This window comes from Allorhizobium sp. NPDC080224, from assembly GCF_050281005.1.
Lineage (GTDB): Bacteria > Pseudomonadota > Alphaproteobacteria > Rhizobiales > Rhizobiaceae > Allorhizobium.
The window spans coordinates 135,945-156,728 of record NZ_JBNNWJ010000004.1 but is presented as its reverse complement, the minus strand read 5'-3'; the positions used below and the strand labels follow the sequence as shown (position 1 = coordinate 156,728).

The 20,784-nt window shown below is 60.7% G+C and carries 17 protein-coding genes and 1 riboswitch; of the genes, 12 read left to right on the top strand and 5 right to left on the bottom strand.

Features of this window, described 5'->3' with window-relative positions:
• Positions 1–264 precede the first annotated feature (264 nt).
• Positions 265–477 carry a hypothetical protein gene (locus tag ACQKP1_RS22165; RefSeq protein ID WP_427277051.1) on the bottom strand — a complete coding sequence of 71 codons (213 nt, stop codon included), beginning with the start codon at positions 475–477 and terminating at the stop codon, positions 265–267.
• Between the two features lie 148 nt (positions 478–625).
• Positions 626–840: riboswitch (cobalamin riboswitch) on the top strand.
• A 50-nt stretch (positions 841–890) separates the two neighbouring features.
• On the opposite strand from ACQKP1_RS22165, the gene ACQKP1_RS22160 reads away from it, so the two are divergent.
• The 6 genes from ACQKP1_RS22160 to ACQKP1_RS22135 all read left to right on the top strand — a co-directional run bounded on the left by ACQKP1_RS22160 (position 891) and on the right by ACQKP1_RS22135 (position 9,400).
• Positions 891–1,574 (top strand): energy-coupling factor ABC transporter permease, encoded by a 684-nt coding sequence (locus ACQKP1_RS22160; protein WP_427277050.1) that lies wholly within the window; start codon positions 891–893, stop codon positions 1,572–1,574.
• A gap of 135 nt (positions 1,575–1,709) precedes the next feature.
• Positions 1,710–2,654 carry a phosphoribosylaminoimidazolesuccinocarboxamide synthase gene (locus ACQKP1_RS22155; RefSeq protein WP_427277049.1) on the top strand — a complete coding sequence of 315 codons (945 nt, stop codon included), beginning with the start codon at positions 1,710–1,712 and terminating at the stop codon, positions 2,652–2,654.
• 13 nt (positions 2,655–2,667) lie between these two features.
• Complete coding sequence (locus ACQKP1_RS22150; protein ID WP_427277048.1) at positions 2,668–3,333, top strand: TetR family transcriptional regulator; 666 nt, start codon at positions 2,668–2,670, stop codon at positions 3,331–3,333.
• Between the two features lie 143 nt (positions 3,334–3,476).
• Positions 3,477–4,685 carry an efflux RND transporter periplasmic adaptor subunit gene (locus tag ACQKP1_RS22145; protein WP_427277047.1) on the top strand — a complete coding sequence of 403 codons (1,209 nt, stop codon included), beginning with the start codon at positions 3,477–3,479 and terminating at the stop codon, positions 4,683–4,685.
• 41 nt (positions 4,686–4,726) lie between these two features.
• Positions 4,727–7,843, top strand: coding sequence for an efflux RND transporter permease subunit (locus ACQKP1_RS22140; RefSeq protein ID WP_203018100.1), 3,117 nt, complete (start codon positions 4,727–4,729; stop codon positions 7,841–7,843).
• Between the two features lie 132 nt (positions 7,844–7,975).
• Positions 7,976–9,400 (top strand): efflux transporter outer membrane subunit, encoded by a 1,425-nt coding sequence (locus ACQKP1_RS22135; RefSeq protein ID WP_203018101.1) that lies wholly within the window; start codon positions 7,976–7,978, stop codon positions 9,398–9,400.
• A 65-nt stretch (positions 9,401–9,465) separates the two neighbouring features.
• Here ACQKP1_RS22135 and ACQKP1_RS22130 read toward each other — a convergent pair whose 3' ends face one another.
• Entirely contained in the window at positions 9,466–10,335 is an 870-nt protein-coding gene (locus ACQKP1_RS22130) for a MerR family transcriptional regulator (RefSeq protein ID WP_427277046.1), read from the bottom strand.
• Positions 10,336–10,430: 95 nt separating this feature from the next.
• Between ACQKP1_RS22130 and ACQKP1_RS22125 the strand changes: the two genes are divergently transcribed.
• Both ACQKP1_RS22125 and ACQKP1_RS22120 read left to right on the top strand, forming a co-directional pair.
• The gene (locus ACQKP1_RS22125; protein WP_427277045.1) at positions 10,431–11,711 is read left to right on the top strand and encodes a 4-aminobutyrate--2-oxoglutarate transaminase; all 1,281 of its coding nucleotides are present in this window, start codon (positions 10,431–10,433) and stop codon (positions 11,709–11,711) included.
• Between the two features lie 3 nt (positions 11,712–11,714).
• Positions 11,715–13,199 (top strand): NAD-dependent succinate-semialdehyde dehydrogenase, encoded by a 1,485-nt coding sequence (locus tag ACQKP1_RS22120; RefSeq protein ID WP_427277044.1) that lies wholly within the window; start codon positions 11,715–11,717, stop codon positions 13,197–13,199.
• 33 nt (positions 13,200–13,232) lie between these two features.
• Here ACQKP1_RS22120 and ACQKP1_RS22115 read toward each other — a convergent pair whose 3' ends face one another.
• Complete coding sequence (locus tag ACQKP1_RS22115) at positions 13,233–14,159, bottom strand: hydrogen peroxide-inducible genes activator (RefSeq protein WP_427277043.1); 927 nt, start codon at positions 14,157–14,159, stop codon at positions 13,233–13,235.
• 100 nt (positions 14,160–14,259) lie between these two features.
• On the opposite strand from ACQKP1_RS22115, the gene ACQKP1_RS22110 reads away from it, so the two are divergent.
• Complete coding sequence (locus ACQKP1_RS22110; protein WP_427277042.1) at positions 14,260–14,490, top strand: YdcH family protein; 231 nt, start codon at positions 14,260–14,262, stop codon at positions 14,488–14,490.
• 152 nt (positions 14,491–14,642) lie between these two features.
• Here the strand turns inward: ACQKP1_RS22110 and efp are convergent, their stop codons facing one another.
• The gene (gene efp / locus ACQKP1_RS22105; RefSeq protein WP_427277041.1) at positions 14,643–15,212 is read right to left on the bottom strand and encodes an elongation factor P; all 570 of its coding nucleotides are present in this window, start codon (positions 15,210–15,212) and stop codon (positions 14,643–14,645) included.
• Positions 15,213–15,349: 137 nt separating this feature from the next.
• On the opposite strand from efp, the gene epmA reads away from it, so the two are divergent.
• The 3 genes from epmA (at position 15,350) to ACQKP1_RS22090 (ending at position 19,262) form a co-directional block, all read left to right on the top strand.
• On the top strand, positions 15,350–16,417 hold the full coding sequence (epmA, locus tag ACQKP1_RS22100) for an EF-P lysine aminoacylase EpmA (protein ID WP_427277040.1): 1,068 nt from the start codon (positions 15,350–15,352) through the stop codon (positions 16,415–16,417).
• Positions 16,407–17,450: a lysine-2,3-aminomutase-like protein gene (locus ACQKP1_RS22095; RefSeq protein WP_427277054.1), complete on the top strand. Its 1,044-nt coding sequence runs from the start codon at positions 16,407–16,409 to the stop codon at positions 17,448–17,450. The genes epmA and ACQKP1_RS22095 overlap by 11 nt, the downstream gene beginning before the upstream one ends.
• Positions 17,451–17,567: 117 nt before the next feature.
• Positions 17,568–19,262, top strand: coding sequence for a hypothetical protein (locus tag ACQKP1_RS22090; protein WP_427277039.1), 1,695 nt, complete (start codon positions 17,568–17,570; stop codon positions 19,260–19,262).
• 48 nt (positions 19,263–19,310) lie between these two features.
• On the opposite strand, the gene ACQKP1_RS22085 is transcribed toward ACQKP1_RS22090, so the two are convergent.
• Positions 19,311–20,774 (bottom strand): aspartate aminotransferase family protein, encoded by a 1,464-nt coding sequence (locus tag ACQKP1_RS22085; protein ID WP_427277038.1) that lies wholly within the window; start codon positions 20,772–20,774, stop codon positions 19,311–19,313.
• Between the last annotated feature and the right edge of the window lie 10 nt (positions 20,775–20,784).

Sequence of the window (20,784 nt, the reverse complement as noted above, 5' to 3'; positions counted from 1 at the left end):
GGATCTTGTCTGAACCAGTCCGGCGGGCCCTGCGGCGCCGCCCTCTCGTTCGGTGAAGCGGCTTATACGGCCACTCCCGCAAACCGTCAACAGCCATTTGTCAAAAAACTGTCGTTTTTTTCAAGTGGCTGATTTTGCATCGAAAAAATCTGGGGCGTTCTACAAGCCTCCGAAATCCCCGCAATTGCGCGCTGCACTCGGCGGCGTTCGTTGCGCCTCTTATAGGGGAACTCTAGCCCGCGGTTAGAAGGCCCGCTTTTCGCTTTACCCTTTGGTGATCAGCAGCAGCACCACGAACATGGTCGGCACGGCGGCAAGCGCTGGCAGGATGATCGCTGGATAACCGAATGCAATGATGGCGAGCAGCCAGAGCAAGAGCAGATTGACCACGAACAGGACCTTGGCGCTCGTCGGTCCGTAGATCGCTTCCCTCAGCATCCAGTCAAACAGCGGCACGCGGTAAATCATCTCAGCCATGTCGAAACCTCCTGACGTTTGTGCTCTGGAGCCCAGATAGGTCCCGCCAACCAGCCCTCACAATGTGGCAAATTGGCTTTTGCCAAACTGTCGCAGTTCGCTGGCCTCTGACGTCGCAAACTGCTGGACATCGCTTCATGACAGGACCTAATCTCTGGTTCGTGATGGTTCCGCCCCGACAAGACGGGAAGGGCGGACGAAGAGGGAATACGGTGAGGATTACCCATCAGGGGCCGAAACCGTGGCTGCCCCCGCAACTGTGAACGGCGAGCGACGTCCGAAAAGCCATTGGCCTTCAGCTGATAAGGCGGACCGAAGCCCTGACCCGTGAGCCAGGAGACCTGCCATCGCTTGGCGCCGTGAACGCGGCATTCACTCTCCCGCGCGGTGGGCGCGGACGAAAGGACATAGTTATGCATATTGAACCCGGCGTCGTGGACGGCGCCAAACTCGCTTTCAGCTACGCAACAGCAGCACTCTCCTTCGGCCTTGTCGGCAAGATGGTCGTCGACGACTTCAAGGCGAAAGCGACCCCGACCGGTCTTGCGGCAAGAACTCTCATCACGACAGCGCTCGTCTTCTCCTTCTTCGAGGTCCTGCCGCATCATCCGGTCGGCGTCTCCGAGGTGCATCTGATCCTCGGCTCCACACTCTTCCTGATCTTCGGTGCCGGCGCAGCCTCGATCGGCCTGGCTCTCGGCCTCCTGCTACAGGGTCTGTTGTTTGCGCCGTTCGATTTGCCGCAATACGGGATGAACGTCACGACACTGATCGTGCCGCTCTTTGTCATCAGCAAGCTCGCGGCGCGGCTCATTCCGGAAAAGAAGGCTTATGTGGATGTCGGCTATAAGGATGCCCTTGCGCTATCCACGGCCTATCAGGGCGGGATCGTCGCGTGGGTCGCCTTCTGGGCGCTCTACGGTCACGGCTTCTCGGCTGAGAGCCTCTCAAGCATCGCAACCTTCGGTGCCGCCTATATGACGGTGATCCTGGTCGAGCCTCTCGTTGACCTCGCCGTTCTTGCCGCCGCCAAGTCGCTTCGGCAAGTGACGGACAACGGCCTCTTCAACGATCGTCTGCATCGCGCAGCCGTCTGACCAGCTAATATGGATAGAAAGCGCATGGGCTGGCCTCATGCGCTTTTTCTTTGAAACCGCCGCCTCTTTCGGGTACCGCGGGACAACCGGCACACCGTCAAACTTGCCACAGCCGACCAGACATCGAGGACATCCATGCGCATCCTTTCCGAAGCCCATTATCCGGAACTGCCGAACTACTATCGCGGCAAGGTGCGCGAGAACTACGATCTCCCCGATGGCAACCGCATCATCATTTCGACTGATCGCTTGAGCGCCTTTGACAGGATCCTCACCTGCATCCCCTATAAGGGTCAGGTTCTGACCCAGACCGCCCGCTACTGGTTCGAAAAAACCAGCGACATCTGCCCGAACCACGTCATCTCCTATCCAGACCCGAACGTGGTGGTCGGAAAGCGCCTGGAAATCCTGCCGGTCGAAATCGTGGTCCGTGGCTATCTCGCCGGAACCACGGGCACCTCGATCCTTACCCTCTATAAGAAGGGCGAGCGGGAAATGTACGGGATCACCCTGCCGGACGGCATGCGTGACAACGAAAAGCTCCCCACCCCGATCATCACGCCAACGAGCAAGGAATTCGACGGTGGCCACGACGAGCCTCTGACGCCGGCCGAGATCGTTGAAAAGAAGCTTTTGACCGCCGAGCAATGGGAAACCCTGTCGCGCTATGCACTGGCACTGTTTGCCCGCGGCCAGGAGCTTGCCGCCGAGCGCGGTCTGATCCTCGTCGACACGAAATATGAATTCGGCACGGACGAAAACGGCACGATCATTCTCGCCGATGAAATCCACACCCCTGACAGCAGCCGCTACTGGATTGCCGACAGCTACCAGGCGAGCTTTGAGAAGGGAGAGCGCCCGCAGAGTTTTGACAAGGATTTCGTCCGCGCCTGGGTTGCCGAACGTTGCGATCCCTATGTCGATCCGATCCCGGAAATTCCGGCGTCACTGGTCGAGGAGACGTCGAAGGTCTATATTAGAGCGTACGAAGCGATCACAGGGCTGCCGTTCGAGCCTGATGACAGTGGCGAAAGCCCCTTCGCCCGTGTCCGCCAGAATCTGGCACCCTACTTCCCCTGAGAAAGGTTGCCCCATGGATCAGGACCCTCGCGCACGATCTGGCGCATGCTGCCCCCAAACGGGTGCCGGCGCTCCCGTGCGTCGTCCGCGCAGGCCCGCTGAGGAGACGCGCGAAGAGATCCTGAACACCGCCGAGAAGCTTTTCCGGACCCATGGCTATGCCAGCGTCACGATCGCGGACATTGCTGCCGAACTGTCCATGTCGCCGGCCAATGTCTTCAAGCATTTTCGCACCAAGACGAGCCTTGTCGACGCGATCGCCACCCGTGCGATCGAACAGACGCTGCATGCGTTGAAGGCGCTGGCCAGCGACAAGCCCGCCCCCGAACGGCTTGCCGCCCTCGCCCATCATTTGATGCAGGAGCATCTCGCCGAGCAAAAGGATGCACCCTTCGTTTTCGAGATGATCCTGGTAACGATCAACGAAGAGCTCGATTGTGGCGATCGGTTCCGCGAAATCGTCGTCGGCATGATCGCGGAGATCATCCATGCCGGCATTCGCGAAGGCGTCTACCATGCAAACGACGTGCCGCGATTGGCAAACGCATCCTTCGATGCACTGGCCTGTGTCATCCACCCTGTCATGACGGGGATGGAGAAGGCTGGCATAATGGCAACACGTTGTCGGGAAGTCGTCGGCCTGATCGATGCTGCACTGCGGTCGCCACTTGCAAAGTGACGATTGTTTATTTACGTCACTTCGACTGATGAGAACCGTATCCCTCGGATGCGCCCCCTCTCGCCGGCTTGCCAGCCCCTGAATCCAGTGGCGCTGGTCCCTGACTCGTAATGTTCCGTGACCTTTCTCAGTGGGATCCCTTGATGCGCCCAAGCTTCAGACTTGCCTCCGCCATTCTTGTTTGCACCGCGGCCCTGGCGGGTTGCTCCGATCAGGGAACGGCTGACGGCGGCGCCGCGGCGTCTGGCGGCGAACGCCCGCCTGCAGCAGTGAGCGTTCTGGTGATGAAGAAGGCGCCGCAGCCGTTGACCAGCACGCTGCCCGGACGCGCAACCGCCTTCCAGACGGCCGAAATTCGCCCCCGTGTCAGCGGCGTCATCAAGGAGATTGCCTTTAAGGAAGGCAATGAGGTTCAGGCGGGCGATCTGCTTTACAAGATCGAAGACGACACGTACCGCGCCGCCCAGGCTCAGGCTCAGGCTAGCCTGCAAAAGGCTGAAGCCGGCGTCCCCACCGCCCAATCCAATCTTGCCCGTCAGGAACGGCTCGTCGGCAGCGGCGCGACCCAGGTGGAACTCGAAAATGCCCGCGTGACGCTTCTGCAGGCAGAGGCCGATGTCGCCCAGGCAAAGGCAGCCCTGCGCTCCGCCGAGATCGAGCTTGCTCTCACCGAAATTCGCGCGCCCTTCGAAGGCGTGACCACGGCATCGCGCTATTCGGTCGGCAACGTCGTCACGGCGAACCAGACCGACAGCCTTATGACCTTGCGCCGTCTCGATCCGATCTACATCGACCTGACGGAATCGAGCGTCAATCTTCTTCGTCTGCGCGAGGCCATCAACTCCGGCCGCATCAACCGCAACGAAAACGGCGCGGCCGATATCCGGCTGACGCTCGAAGACGGCCACGAATACCCTGTTGTCGGCAAGCTCGACATGTCGGAAATGGCGGTCAGCCAGACGACCGGCACCTATTCGATCCGTGCCGTGTTCGACAATCCCGATGGCCTTGTCCTGCCAGGCATGTATGTCCGCGCCACGGTGACCGTCGGCACGGAAGACGGCTTCCTGATCCCCCAGCGGGCTGCGACGCGCAGCGCCAATGGCGAGCTTTCGGCAAAGTTCGTCACGGCGGACAACACGGTCGAGACACGGATCTTCGACGAAGCACAGGTTTCCGGCAACAACTGGCTCGTGGCCAGCGGCATCAATGATGGCGACAAGCTCATCGTCGACGGCTTCCAGTGGATCGGTGACGGCGCCCCCGTCCAGCCGGTCGAAGCTCAGATCGATGAGAACGGGATCGTCCAGGAAACTGCGGCGCCGGCTGCCGCCCCTGCTGCACAACCCTGATTGTGCGACAGACCAGGCAACCGAGGCGTAGAGGATAACCCATGGCCCAGTATTTCATTCGACGCCCGATCTTTGCATGGGTGATCGCGATCATCATCATGCTCGGCGGCGTGCTCGCAATCTCGACACTGTCGATTTCGCAGTACCCGGAAATCGCACCGACAACCGTACAGATCTCCGCAAGCTACAACGGCGCAAGCGCAGAGACGGTTGAGAAATCCGTCACATCGATCATCGAAGACGGCATGACCGGCCTCGATGACCTGACATATATGACGTCATCGTCGAGCACCGGCTCCGCCTCCGTTTCGCTGACCTTCGGCAACTCGATCGATCCGGAAATCGCCCAGGTCCAGGTGCAAAACAAGTTGCAACTCGTCCAGTCGCAGCTGCCGGATATCGTCCAGTCGGCCGGCATCTCGGTCACGCGCTCGACCTCGAGCATCCTGCTCGTCGGCGCACTGGTCTCGACCGACGGTGCACGCAGCAACGTCGAACTTGGCGATATCTTCTCCTCTCAGATCGAGGATCAGATCAAGCGTCTGGAAGGCGTGGGCAGCCTGGAAGTATTCGGCACCGGCTACGCCATGCGCGTCTGGCTCGACCCGTTCAAACTCAACAAGTTCCAGCTGACACCAACGGACGTGACCTCCGCCATCCAGGCGCAGAACACGCAGGTTTCCGTTGGCGCCCTCGGAAGCCAGCCGGCACCGGCTGGTCAGCAGCTGACGGTAACGGTGACCGCTCAAAGTCAGCTGCAGTCGGTGTCCGACTTCGAGTCCATCATCCTGAAGACCGAGACAGACGGCGCCACCGTGCGACTGAGCGATGTTGCACGCATCGAGATCGGCCAGGAAAGCTACGCCACCAAGACCCGCTCCAACCGCAATCCGGCCACCGGTTTCGCTGTCAACCTGGCAACCGGTGCCAATGCCTTGGACACGGCAGAGCGCGTGAAGTCGCAGCTTGCGACGATTGCCCCTTCGCTGCCGGAAAACGTGGTCATCACCTATCCCTACGACACCACGCCCTTCGTGCAGCTGTCGATCGAAAAGGTCGTTCACACCCTGCTTGAAGCCATCGTGCTGGTCTTCGTGGTCCTGCTCGTTTTCCTGCAGAACCTGCGTGCCACCATCATTCCGATGATTGCGGTGCCCGTCGTTCTACTCGGCACCTTCGGCATTCTGGCGCTGACAGGCTACTCGATCAACACGCTCACCATGTTCGCCATGGTTTTGGCAATCGGCCTGCTAGTCGACGATGCGATCGTCGTCGTCGAAAACGTCGAACGCATCATGTCCGAGGAAGGACTGTCGCCGCTTGAAGCCACCCAGAAGTCTATGGGCGAGATCACCGGCGCCATCGTCGGCATCGCGCTTGTCCTGACGGCCGTCTTCATTCCGATGGCCTTCTTCGGCGGCTCCACCGGTATCATCTACCGCCAGTTCTCGGTGACCATTGTCTCGGCGATGCTGCTTTCGGCTGTCGTCGCCCTCGTTCTGACGCCGGCCCTTTGCGCAACGATGTTGAAGCCGGTCGACCACCACAAGCCCAAGGGCGGCCTCGGTGGCTGGTTCAACCGCAATTTCGATCGTGCGACCGGCGGTTATGTCTCGTCGATCGGCTATCTTCTCAACCGCCCTCTTCGGGTCATGCTGATGTTTGCAATTGTGATCGCTGGCATGAGCTGGTTCTTCATGCGCCTGCCCTCTTCCTTCCTTCCGGAAGAGGACCAGGGCGTGCTGATGACCATCGTCCAGCTGCCGAACGGAGCCACGGTCACGCGTACCGAAGAGATCATCAAGAAGATCGAGGACTACTATCTCGATCAGGAAAAGGACGCGATCCAGGACGTCTTCTCCGTCTCCGGCTTCTCGTTTGTCGGCGCTGGCCAGAACTACGCGCTGGTTTTCGCTAAACTGAAGGACTTCGAACTGCGCACAGACGCTCAGCTCGCAGCGCCTGCCGTCGTCCAGCGCGCCATGGGCTATTTCTTCACGCTTCGTGATGCGATGGTCTTCCCCCTGGCGCCGCCTGCGATCCCGGGTCTCGGCACCTCGAGCGGCTTCTCCATGTATCTGGTCGACAGCGGCAAGAGAGGCAACGAGGCGCTAACGGCCGCATCGCAGCAACTGATGCAAGCGGGCAGCGCCAATGCGAACGTAAGCTCGCTGCGCTCGAACAACCCGCCGGCGGAAACCCAGCTGAAGCTTCTGCTCGATCAGGAAAAGATGGGCGCCATGGGTCTCGACATTGCGACCGTCAACAGCATGCTGTCGACCATCTTTGCGGGTCGTGACGTCAACGATTTCACCCTCAACGGCGAGCTGAAACCCGTCTACGTCCAAGGCGACGCGCCTTACCGCATGCAGGAAACCGCGATCAACGACTGGCATGCCCGCAATGCCAACGGCGAGATGGTTCCCTTCTCATCCTTCATCGAGACGCAGTGGATCAGCGGCGCTCCGACGCTCAGCAGGTTCAACGGCGTCGGTGCGATCTCAATGGAAGGCGCCGCCGGCGCCGGAGTGAGCTCGGGTGCAGCCATGGATACGATGGAGCAGCTGACGGCCGATCTGGGTGGTGGCTATACCGTCGCGTGGCAGGGCATCTCCTATCAGGAGCGCCTGTCCGGTTCGCAGGCCCCCATGCTCTACGCGCTCTCGGTTCTGATCGTCTTCCTCTGCCTTGCGGCGCTCTATGAAAGCTGGTCGATCCCGTTCTCGGTCATTATGGCGGTGCCGGTCGGTGTTCTAGGGGCGGTGGCTGCGGCCTATGTCTTCGGCCAATCGAACGACGTCTATTTCAAGGTCGGTTTGCTCACGACGATTGGTCTCGCGGCAAAGAATGCGATTCTCATCGTGGAGTTCGCGAGAGATCGCCAAGGCCCCGGAATTAGTGTCATTGATGCAACACTCGAAGCTGCAAAGCTCCGTTTGCGTCCGATCATCATGACCTCGCTCGCCTTTGGTCTCGGCGTGGTGCCGCTGGCAATTGCCAAGGGTGCGGGCTCGGCAGCGCAGAACTCGATCGGTATAGGCGTGCTGGGCGGTGTCTTTACGGCAACAGCGCTCGGGATTTTCTTCGTACCGTCATTCTTCGTGATTATTCGCAAGATTTTCGGTGGTGCAAAACCGAAGGAAGTGCTGTCGTCGTGAAGATTGACAAACTATGTTAACCAACTAATGCGTAGGCTGCTGCGGTAGCCTACGTGTGTAAGTCGGTCGTTGGCTCGGGGTCAGGAAAAACCTCGTCGTGGCAAGACCGGGGGACTTTTACAGGAACACGTGATGCTCAAGATTCGTGCCGCCGCACCACTCGCAATGCTCCTCCTTTCCGGCTGTGTCGTCGGCCCGAATCATGAGGCGCCGCAGACGGCTCTCCCCGTCAAGTTTTCCGAAGGCAGCGCACGCGCGTCGGCCGACGTGACATTGGCTCCGTGGTGGACCGCCTTCAACGACCGCCGTCTGAACGGCCTGGTCGAAACCGGCCTCGGCCAGAACCTCGATGTGCTGCAAGCGATTGAGCGCATCACCTCTGCGGAAGCCAATTTTGAAGCCGCCGACTCTGCTGCGTTTCCGCAGCTGAACGTCTCGGCCGACCATCAGGTCTCGAGGACCAATGGCACTGGCGCGCTGGTTAGCCGTGACAGCGACACCACCAACACGACGAGCGGCACGCTCGGCGTGTCCTGGCTGATCGATCTCTTCGGCCAGTATCGTCGCTCCAAGGAAAGCGCGAAAGCGACGCTCGATGCAGCCTATGCAGGCGCCGATGTGGCGCGTCTGACGTTCCTCTCCAGCGTCGTGACGGCCTATGTCGATGCACGTTATTACCAGGAACGCATCGCGATCGCCCGCAAGAACCTGTCCTCGCGTAGGGAAACTCTGGAACTGACCCGCCTGCAGCTGGAGGCCGGCGCAGCTTCGCGTCTCGACGTTGTCCAGTCCGAAGGTCTGGTGAATTCGACCCTTGCTGAAATTCCGGCGCTTGAGATCTCCTTCCGCCAGTCGGTGCATCGCATCTCGCTGCTGCTCGGCCTGCCGGCAACCAGCCTGCTTGCCGACCTTCAGAAGGGTGCATCCCAGCCTTACGCCCGTCGCGGCGTGAATGCCGGCGTTCCGGCCGACCTCATCCGCAACCGCCCGGACATTCGCGCAGCCGAGCGCAATCTCGCTGCGGCTACCGCCGAAATCGGCGTTGCGGAAGCAGCACTTTATCCGTCGATCACCCTCAGCGGCTCGATCTCGCCGACACTGGTCGCAACGTCTGCGGCAAGCGGCAGCGCGACCTCCTGGGGCTTCGGCCCGAGCCTGAACCTGCCGATCTTCGATGCTGGCGCACGCCGCGCCAACATCAAGGCACGTGAAGCGGCAGCCCGCGAAGCGTATCTCGCCTGGAAGCAAACGGTTCTGAGCGCCGTTTCCGAAGTCGAGAACGCACTGGTCGCAGTAAGCCGCACCCGCCAGACGGTCTCTGCCCTGACGTCTACCGTACGCTCCTACGAGGAAGCACTCTCGCTCGCCACAGCGAGCTACCGTGACGGCGCCTCCTCGCTGCTCGACGTCCTCGATGCCCAGCGCAACGTTGCCAGCGCCCAGGCCAATCTGGCCCAGGCAGTTCAGCAGTTGGCAAATGGCTATGTCGCCCTCAATGTCGCGATCGGCGGCGGCTATGCATGGGATGGCTCGAAGGCGGTCGTCGCCAGCAGGTAAGAGCCTCCGGCAAACACACGAAGCCCGGCACCGTAAACGGTCGCCGGGTTTTTCTTTGCCCGGCCTCAGAAGGTCGCAGGCGTGTTGATCCAGATGAGGACTGTCTCGCCACTCGAGATGTTGCGCCAGGAATGCGGCCTGCGGCTTTCGAAATAAAAGCTGTCGCCGGCATGCAGTTCGAAGAACTGGTCGCCGTCGAGGATGATCTCGAGGCTTCCGGAGAGCATGTGAATGAACTCCTCGCCCTCGTGCTGATAGGCACCCTCGCTCGACGCGCCCGGGGCAAGCTGGAAGCGGTTGCATTCCATCAGGTTGCGACCCTCCGCCAGAACCTGGACGGCAACACCGGACGAGGTGGTCGGCCATGACGACCACTTGCCATCACGGATCAGGCTTTCGCCGCCCCTGCCCTCTTCCTGACCACTGAGCGACGCGAGTGTCGTGCCGAGATGCCGGGCGACTTCATGCAGAGCGGTGAAGGACAGCCCTTGCGAGGTCCGCTCGAAGGTCGAAAGCTGTGACACCGAAACGCCGGTTGCCTGGGCGACGGTTTCGAGCGTCTTGCCCGCTTCCCGTCTGAGGCGCCGCATTCGCGTGCCCGCTCTAATGTCGGAAGCGTCATCCTCGGTTTCGACGCCCTCTTCGTCGACATCAGGAGAAAACTCCCGCAGCGTCTCTCGGATTGCTGCCGGATTGAGTCCCTTCTCCGTGCGCAGCCAGGCGATCCGTTTCAGCCGATCTACCAGCGCCCGATCATAGACGCGCTGGCCCGTCGGTGTCCGGATCGGCTGGATCAGGTCCTGGCTTTCCCAGAGGCGAAGTGTCGATGGCGACACCCCCGCCATGCGCGCTGCCTCCGCAATCTTGAACCGGATATCGTCCACGCTGCCCTCAATCAAATGTCGCAGTCCTGCGTGATAATGCCGATAAGGCATATTGCAAGTCTACAGAAAAAATGTAGGAAATATGCCACCGCGCGATTGCAGACCTCTGCAACGCCGCTGGCAACCCTTCGCACAGGACGAAAACGATGAAGAACGCCGAAATCTCAGCTCGCAAAAATGACGCCATCTCCCGCGGCGTCGGCATGACCACGCAGATCTATGCCGACAAGGCTGAGAATTCGGAGATCTGGGATGTCGAGGGCCGACGCTACATCGATTTTGCCGGCGGCATCGCTGTCCTCAACACCGGCCATCGCCATCCGAAGGTCGTCGAAGCCGTGAAGGCCCAGCTCGACCGCTTCACCCACACCTGCCACCAGGTCGTGCCCTATGAGAACTACGTCGCGCTCGCCGAACGTCTGAACAAGATGGTGCCCGGCAATTTCGAGAAGAAGACGATCTTCGCGACCACAGGCGCCGAAGCGGTCGAGAACGCCGTCAAGATCGCCCGTTGCGCCACAGGCCGCTCGGCCGTCATCGCGTTTACCGGCGGCTTCCATGGGCGCACCTTCCTCGGCATGGCGCTGACCGGCAAGGTCGTGCCCTACAAGGTCGGCTTCGGCCCGATGATGGGCGACGTCTTCCACGTGCCCTTCCCGCTCGAAATGCATGGCATCGACGTTGAGACCTCGCTCGACGTGCTGGACAAGCTGTTCAAGGCCGATGTCGATCCGAAGCGCGTTGCAGCGATCATCGTCGAACCGGTCCAGGGCGAAGGCGGCTTCTATGACGTCCCGCGTCCGCTGATGAAGGCGCTCCGCGAGATCTGCGATGAACACGGTATCCTGCTCGTTGCCGATGAAGTCCAGACCGGTTTTGCCCGTACCGGCAAGATGTTTGCCATGCAGCACTACGATGTGGCTCCGGACCTGACGACGATGGCCAAGAGCCTGGCCGGTGGCTTCCCGCTTTCCGCCGTCACCGGCCGCGCCGAACTGATGGATGCGCCCGGCCCCGGTGGTCTCGGCGGCACCTATGCCGGCAATCCGCTTGCAATCGCCGCCGCTCATGCGGTGCTCGACGTGATCGACGAAGAACAGCTCTGCGACCGCGCCAACCAGCTCGGCAACCGCCTGAAACAGCGCCTCGAAGCCCTGCGGACAGACATTCCGCACATCATGGATATCCGCGGCCTGGGCTTCATGAACGCCGTTGAATTCAAGGTGCCGGGAACAGACAAGCCGAATGCGGATTTCACCAATGCGGTGCGTCTGAAGGCGCTGGACAAGGGCCTTATCCTTCTGACCTGCGGCGTCTACAGCAACGTCATCCGCTTCCTCGCCCCGATCACCATTCAGGACGAGGTCTTCAACGAGGCACTCGATCTGATCGAAGCCTCGATCCGCGAAGTTGCAGCAGGAGCCTGACGCATGACCATCTCAAACATTCTGACGGATAAACTCAAGGACCCGACGCTGGCGACCGACAAGTCCCTGGTCGGCAATGAGTGGCTGGCCGCCAGCCAGTCGGGCAAGACATTCGAAGTGACCAATCCGGCCACAGGCGAGGTCATCGCTGTTCTCCCCGATGTGAGCAAGGCGGAAGTCACCAAGGCCATTGATGCCGCCCATTCGGCGCAGAAGGCCTGGGCGAAAAAGACTGGCAAGGAACGTGCGGCCATTCTGCGCAAGCTAAACGATCTGATGGTTGCCAATGCCGACGACTTGGCCACGATCCTGACGATGGAAATGGGCAAGCCCTGGCCAGAGGCCCGCGGCGAGATCCTCTACGGCGCATCTTACGTCGAGTGGTTCGCCGAGGAAGCCAAGCGCGTCTACGGCGACACGATCCCCGGCCATCAGGCAGACAAGCGGATCATGGTCATCAAGCAGCCCATCGGGGTCGTCGGCGCCATCACGCCGTGGAATTTCCCCAACGCCATGCTCGCCCGCAAGGTCGCCCCGGCGCTTGCCGTCGGCTGCGCGATGGTCTCGAAGCCTGCCGCCCAGACACCACTCTCGGCCTTGGCACTTGCCATCCTCGCCGAGCGCGCCGGTCTGCCCGCCGGTCTCTTTTCGGTGCTGACCTCCACCGATGCGGCCATGGTCGGCGAGGAGATGTGCGCCAACGACAAGGTCCGCAAGCTGACCTTCACCGGATCGACCAATGTCGGACGCATCCTGATGCGTCAGGGGGCGGATCAGATCATGAAGCTTGGCCTGGAACTCGGCGGCAATGCGCCCTTCATCGTCTTCGACGATGCGGATCTTGATGCAGCCGTCGAAGGCGCCATGATCTCCAAGTATCGCAATGCCGGTCAGACCTGTGTCTGCGCCAACCGCCTTTATGTCCAGTCGGGTATCTATGACGCCTTTGCTGAAAAGCTGGCAGAGAAAGTTAAACAGTTGAAGGTCGGCGATGGTTTCGCTGATGGCGTTACCACGGGCCCGCTGATCGACGCCAAGGCCGTCGAGAAGGTCAAGGAGCATGTGGCGGATGCCGTCTCCAAGGGTGCCAAGGTTGCGCTTGGCGGTGAGCCTTCTTCCGCCGGCGACCTCTTCTTCGAACCGACGATCCTGACCGGCGTCACCACCGCCATGAAGGTCGCGACTGAAGAGACCTTCGGCCCGGTTGCACCGCTCTTCAAGTTCGAGACCGAAGAAGAGGTGATCGAGCTCGCCAACTCCACCGAATTCGGCCTCGCTTCCTACTTCTACTCGAAGGACATCGCCAAGATCTTCCGGGTCGCGGAAGCGCTCGAATACGGCATGGTCGGCGTCAACACGGGCCTCATCTCGACTGAAGTGGCACCCTTTGGCGGCATCAAGCAGTCGGGCCTCGGCCGCGAGGGCTCAAAATACGGCATCGATGACTATACCGAGATCAAGTATATCTGCCTCGGCGGCATCGCCTGAACCATCTGAAATCCCCGGCACTGCCGGGGATTTTCATTTGACGTCTGCGGACTGGAATATCCGTTCAGCCACAGTTCGCCCGAGACCAGCAAGAGCCTCGAAATGGTTCCCGCGCGCCGATGACCGACGCCAGAAGAAGCCGATATCGCGAATCCCCTGCCAGTCTTGGATGGTCAGAAGTTTGACCCCATCCTCCTTGCCAAACTCGGAGCGGACATAGAGTTCGGGAAACAGGGACAGTCCCATTTCGATGGAAACCATCTGACGGATAGCGTCGAGACTCGATCCTTCATACTCTTCGGCGAGAACGGCACCGGACATGTCCGCTAAGCGCCGTACCTCGTCCATCAGTCGGTGCCCCGCTCCGAGCGTCAGCAGCTTCTCGCCCTTCAGTTCCTGTGAGGTAATGGTCTCGAATGCGGCCAGCCGATGGGCCTTGGGCACACCAAGCAGGATGCGCTCCCGGCATATCTGGAACGCCACCAGGCCTTCTTCGTTGGAAGGAAGCGGTCCAAGCCCACACTCCGTCTCGCCCTCCAAAACGGCCCGCTCCAACTGGCGGGGTCTGTCTTCCCGGATATAGACCTTCAGCTCCGGATAAGTCTGGTGGAGCGGCGGAAGAAGATAGGGCATGAAATAGGGCCCGAAGGACGGTGCGACACCCAACCGGATCGCCCCTCCCAGATTGGACTTTGATCCCATCGCAAGCGCCCTGATCTCATCGAGCCCATTGAGAATGACCTTCGCCGCCGCAATGATCTCGGCGCCGACAGGCGTCGGCATCACCTGACCGGGCATCCGGTCGATGAGCATCACGCCGAGCTGTTTCTCGAGCAGCGACACCTGCACGGACAGTGTTGGCTGGGAGACGTTGCACCTCTTGGCCGCCTCGCCGAAATGCCCGGTCTCACCAAGCATGACAAGATATTCCAACTGCCGATGACTGGGACGAAATGGCATGTCGACCTCGATAGATAGGAACTATCGAAATCATACAATCAATGAATTGGAATAATCAATGCGGGAAGTGCATCTTGTTTGCGTACGGAAGGAGACACCCATGAAGCAACTGCTGAAAGCCTTGAGAGCCCGCCACTCGATCGTCGCCGCAAAGATCGATGAGGAGCAGCGTCGTCCGCAACCGGACGGCATCCGGGTCCGCGCCTTGAAGAAAATCAAGCTGCGCTTGAAGGAACAGATCATGTTGCTGGAACGGGGCGAGACCATGAAGGTCGCAGCCGTCCGATCAAAGGCGTCGAATTTCGGCACCCCTCTTCTCGCCGGACGCTGAGCACACCTGCGCGCCGTGATGGCGCAGGCGTGACCGGGGAGAACGGCCGGCGGGGCACCCTGCGCCCCGCCGGCATTCGGGGAACCAAGACCTCAAACGAAAAGACCCGGCGTGATCCACGCCGGGTTTCGCATGTCAGCCGTTCGGCCCGCTCAGTTCTTGGCGCGCTCGACGTAAGAATTGTCTTCGGTCGCGATCACGACGCGGATGCCGGCGTCAACATGCGGCGGAACCATAGTCCGGATACCATTCGACAGGATCGCCGGCTTGTAAGACGACGAGGCTGTCTGGCCCTTGACGACCGGCTCGGTCTCGACGATCTCGAGCGTCACGTGGCGCGGCAACTGAATGGCGAGTGCGACGCCTTCGTGCATGGACAGAATGCAGACCATGCCTTCCTGCAGATAGGCCTTCTGGTCACCCATGGTTTCGGCATCAACGACAACCTGGTCGTAGTTTTCAGGGTTCATGAAGTGGAAGCCTTCGCCGTCCTCGTAGAGGAACTGGTGGTTCACGTCTTCAACGAACGCGCGCTCGACCTGCTCGGTTGTGCGCCAGCGTTCCGAAACCTTCACGCCATCAACGATGCGGCGCATGTTGACCTGCGTTACTGGCGTGCCCTTGCCGGGGTGGAAGTTTTCGGCAGTGAGCACGACATAAAGCTTGCCGTCGACATCGATAACATTGCCCTTGCGGACGGAAGAGGCGATAACCTTGACCATTGGAATTCCTTGTATCTGCGTGAGACCCGTCGTAAAGGACGGCCGTCCCTGCTGACGTCTTCGAATTTCTCGGGCGGGACTAACCCAAATCCGGCAAAATAGCCAGCCCGTGTTGAGAGAAGGATCGAGAATCCGGAATGTCTGACCGCAGCCGTTCAGCCTCTGCGTGGTGGACATCGTCGGCACATGCTGATCGACGCCCATTCCTGATTGGGCGCAACCAGATCCAGTCGGCATTTCGCGCTTGCTTCGCCGAACAGGACTTCGTCGAGGTCGACACAGCGACCCTGCAGGTATCCCCCGGCAACGAGGCCCATCTGCATGCCTTTCAGACCGAAGCGATCGGTCATGATGGCTCTGCTGTGCCGCTCTACCTGCACACCTCGCCGGAATTCGCCTGCAAGAAACTGCTCGCCGCCGGCGAGACCCGTATCGTCTGCTTCGCGCATGCCTATCGAAACCGTGAGCGAGGACCGCTGCACCACCCGGAATTCACCATGCTGGAATGGTATCGGGTCGGCGAAAGCTATGAACAACTGATGCAAGACTGCGCCGAACTGATTGCCTTGGCCGCACGCACCGCCGGAACACGGCAATTCGCATTCGCCGGCAAGACCGTCGACCCCTTCGCCGAACCCGAACGCATCTCCGTTGCGGACGCCTTCGCACACCACGCCGGAATCGATCTATTGGCCACGATCGCAACGGATGGCACGACGGATCGCAATGCATTGGCCGGACAACTTGCGGACGCCGGCATCAGAACGGCAGATGACGACACCTGGGCCGATCTGTTCAGCCGTGTCATCGTCGAAAAGGTGGAACCCAACCTCGGCAACGGCCGCGTCACCATTCTCGATCGCTACCCGGTGGCAGAAGCAGCGCTCGCCCGCCCATGCCCCGACGATCCTCGCGTTGCGGAGCGCTTCGAGGTCTATGCCTGTGGCGTCGAACTCGCCAATGCCTTCGGCGAGCTGACGGATCCTGCCGAACAGCGCCGGCGCTTCGAAGCCGAAATGGTCGAGAAGAACCGCGTCTATGGAGAGACCTATCCCCTCGATGAGGACTTCCTCGAAGCCCTCGCAGACATGCCGGACGCATCGGGCATCGCGCTCGGCTTTGACCGTCTCGTGATGCTGGCGACAGGCGCGCTGAGGATTGACCAGGTGATCTGGGCGCCGGTGGCGGAGACGCATTTTGGCTGAGACGACCCTACGCTCCATCGCCGACCTCGTGGTACAAGGCCTCGTTAGCGAGGAGGAAACCACAAGGCTCGACGCCGTGGCCGAACGCTACGCGATCGCACTCACTCCCACGGTGCGCGCCCTCATCGACCCGACAGATCCGCACGATCCCATCGCCGCCCAGTATATTCCCTCATCTGCCGAGCTAATCGATCATCCGGCAGAGCGCCTCGATCCGATCGGCGACCATCCGCATTCCCCTGTCGAGGGTATCGTTCACCGTTATCCTGACCGGGTTCTCCTGAAGCTCGTGCATGTCTGTCCGGTCTATTGCCGCTTCTGCTTCCGCCGCGAAATGGTCGGTCCGCAGGGCGACGGCAATCTTGCGGGTGAGCGCCTGAAAAGCGCGCTCGACTATATCGCAGCAAATACGGGCATCTGGGAGGTCATCCTGACGGGCGGCGATCCACTGATCCTGTCTCCACGACGCCTGCGGGACGTGTCCGAGCGTCTGTCTGCCATGGATCATGTCAAGGTCCTGCGGATCCACACCCGCGTGCCCGCCGTCGATCCCGAGCGCATTACGGCCGAGATGGTCGAGGCGCTGACGCTGAGCGGCAAAAGCGTGATCCTTGCGCTGCACGCCAACCATCCCCGTGAACTGACGCCGGATGTGCGCGCAGCTTGTCGGCGGCTGATCGCCGGCGGCGTCCTGTTGGTCAGCCAGAGCGTGCTCCTCAAGGGCGTGAATGATGACGCCGACACGTTGACGGCGCTGATGCGCGGCTTTGTCGAGACAGGCGTGAAGCCTTACTATCTGCATCACCCCGACATGGCGCCGGGCACCGGCCACTTCCGCCTCTCGATCGCCGACGGTCAGGCCCTGATGCGGGAACTCCGCACGCGGATATCCGGCATCTGCATCCCGCACTATATCCTCGATCTGCCTGGCGGCCACGGCAAGGTGGCGCTTGGCGAAGACGCTGTCCGCGATCTCGGTGATGGACGGTACGCGATACGAGACCGCAAGGGCGAGGAACACGTCTACCCTTGAAGACCCGCGCCAGCCGGCCGACCATGCACGATCACTGGCACTGTTTCCGGCCTGTTAAACTTTCATGCACACCATGGCCCGATTTGTGGCAGAGCATTGACAGACGGGACAACAGCGGTGGTGGACATTTCGGCTTCGAGGGCGCGTGATCGAAAAACGCTGCCTCATTTTCTTTCGTCGCCAATCACTTGGCTCTGGCTAACGGTCGCCGCGGTTCTCGCCCTGCTGACACTCCCGCTCGCCGTGCCGATCGGCCCGATGTACTGGGACACCTATATCTATCTGGATGCAGCACAGCGCATCCGAATGGGCCAGATCCCGAGCCTCGACTTTTCCACGCCCGTGGGCGCTTTGGGCTACTACCTCTTCGCCTGGGGCCTGGATCTCCTCCCGCGAGCGCAACCGCTTCTTCTCGTGCAATGGTCACAGCTTGCGGTCACTGCACCGCTGATGACGCTGGTGCTCATCGACGCCGAAAAGAAAAGCCGCGCTGTGGCGTTCTTCCTGCTGATCCCCTTTCTCGTCTTTGCCGCCTTCCCGGCCAATGCCCAATTCTTCCATTCCTATCCGGGCCTTGACGGCTTTGGCATCTACAACCGGCAAACCTCGCTTCTCCTCTATGTCCTGACATCAGGCCTCGTTTTCATGCGCGGCGGCCCGCGCTTTGCGCTCTTCTGCGCCCTGGCCATGCTGGCCCTGTTTCTCACCAAGATCACAGGCTTCCTCGTCGGCGGCCTGATCGGCCTCGGCGCCGTGCTCGCCGGCCGCATTTCACTTGCCAATCTCGCACTCGCGGCAATCGCCTTTTTGCTTCCACTCGCGGTTATCGAACTCGGCACAGGGATGATCTCGGCCTACATCCGGGACATCCTCGACCTGATCGCGATGAATCAGGATGCCTTGCTTCCGCGTTTCCTGACCGTCGCCTCGGGCAAGCTCGACGTGCTGATGCCGGCAGGTCTGCTTCTGCTGGTGATGATCTGGGCGGATCTCAACTATGCATCCGAGCCAAGACGGTTCTTCGACCGCTCCTTCTGGTGGTTCGGGATTTCCCTGCTCGGCGGAACGATCCTCGAGACGCAGAACACGGGCAGCCAGGAATTCATCTTCATCTGGCCGGTTCTGCTGATGGCCTATGACCGACTGCCGCAAGTGGTCGACCGGACGAAGATAGCCTTTCTCGTGCTGGCCGCCTTCTGCACCGTCCCGACACTCAGCAAGGTCGCACACAAGACCCTGCGATCGGTCGCGGTCGCTCCAACCTATGTAACGCCGGATGTTCCTCTGCTGCGGAATATGCAGCAGGTCTCGACCCGCAAGGACGTGATGGAGCGAGCCGTGTTGCTGGAGAACCATTACGCCACCCAGGGCGCGGCATATATTGACCTCGCAAACCAGGGACAACTGCCGAGCTGGCAACTCTACAGCGAGCTCGACTATCAAACCTACTGGATCATTTCCGCCGACATCCTGGTCAAAGCGCTGCTGCAGTTCGAGACCGATAACCAGATCCGCCTGCAAAGTCTGATGACCCTTGATTTCGTCAATCCATTTCCCTGGATCCTCGACCGCGACGCGACCCGCAAGATCCAGATCGGGGCAGACCCTTTCCGAACCGTAAGACAGGTATCATCCGAAGCACTGAAAGCGGTTCAAGCGACCGACGGCGTACTTCGCCCGAAATGCCCTGTCACGACCGGGCGGCGGATGCTTGAGGAACGTTATGCGCAAGCGCTCGCCGGACGCCAGGTGGTCGCACTCGACCCTTGCTGGGATCTCCTGCTGCGTCCGGGCATCTTAAAGGCCCAATAAAAAGGCCGGGCAAGAGGCCCGGCCGGCAGGCGTTCATGGTCGAGGCTTTCATTTCACCTGAGCGGTGACGAAATCCTTCACGATCCGGATAATCCCGCGCGACATTACCTCGTCCAGCGCCGCGATGAACTGGTCGACATGTTCCTGCTCGCAGATCAGCGGTGGCTCGAGGCGGATGACGTTGCGGTTATACTCGGTGAACGCCACCAGCACGCCGTGATCACGCAGCAGATGGCTGCCGATGAAGCCGGGCAACGAGCCCTTGAGCTTGTCGTCGAGCATCGCGATGACCGGACGGAGCACCAGCGGCATGGTCTGCGAGAAGTCGTGGAATTCGAGACCGACCATCATGCCCTGACCACGAACTTCTTTGATCAGGCTCGGATAGCGAGTCTGCAGGGTCCGGAGCTGGTCGAGCAGGTAGTCGCCGACCTCTGCCGTGCGGTCGATCAGACCCTCGTCATAGAGGACATTGAGGGCCTCGATCGAAGTAATGCAGGCCTCGCCGATGCCGCCGAAGGTGGCCATGGCGTGGATCATCGCCGTCTTCGGCGTGCCATAGGCCTTCATGTAAACCTCGCGTCGCGCGATCATCGCCGCCATCGCCGTCTTGCCGCCGCCAAGCGACTTGGCAAGGGCCGTGACATCAGGCACGACGCCATAGTGTTCGAACGCATAGAACTTGCCGGTACGGCCGAGACCGCACTGGACTTCGTCGGCAACCCAGAGCACGCCATACTGGTCGCAGAGCTGGCGTAGCTTCTGCCAGAAAGCCGCATCCGCCTGGATGATGCCGCCGCCGCCCTGGACGGTTTCGAGCACGATGACACCGATCTCCGGATCGCTGCGGAAGGCGTTCTCGATGGCTTCGATATCGCCGAACGGCACGCGAACGGTGTTGTCGACGAGCTTGAACTGACCACGATAGAGCGAGCCGTCGGTGATCGAGAGCACGCCCTTTGTCTTGCCGTGGAAAGAGTTCTCGGCATAGACGACCTTCGGCTTCTGCGGGCCAGCGGCACGTTCAGCCACCTTGATTGCAGCCTCCATGGCTTCCGATCCGGACGAGCCGAGAAAGACCATGTCGAGATCACCCGGCGAGCAGGCTGCCAGATTATGGGCGAGCGCCGTCGCATATTGCGAGATGAAGGCGATCGCGATCTCGTGGCGCTTCTCGTCCTGGAAGGTCTTGCGCGCCTCAATGATGCGCGGGTGGTTATGGCCGAAGGCCAAGGAGCCGAAGCCGCCGAAGAAGTCGAGGATCTTCCGGCCGTTCTGATCGTAGTAATACATGCCCTCGGCACGCTCGACCTTGATCTTGTGGAAGCCGAGCAACTTCATGAAATGCAGCTGGCCGGGATTGAGGTGCTGCGTGAAGAGGTCGGTCATCTGCGGAAGGTCAAGCGCCTTGGCCTGGTCGACCGACAGAAGCTTCGGCTTTTCGGTCTTGACGCGCGGCGCCTTTGCCGCATCGAGGGTCGGCTGTTCGTTCAGTCTGACTGCAGTATTCATCACTGTCTCC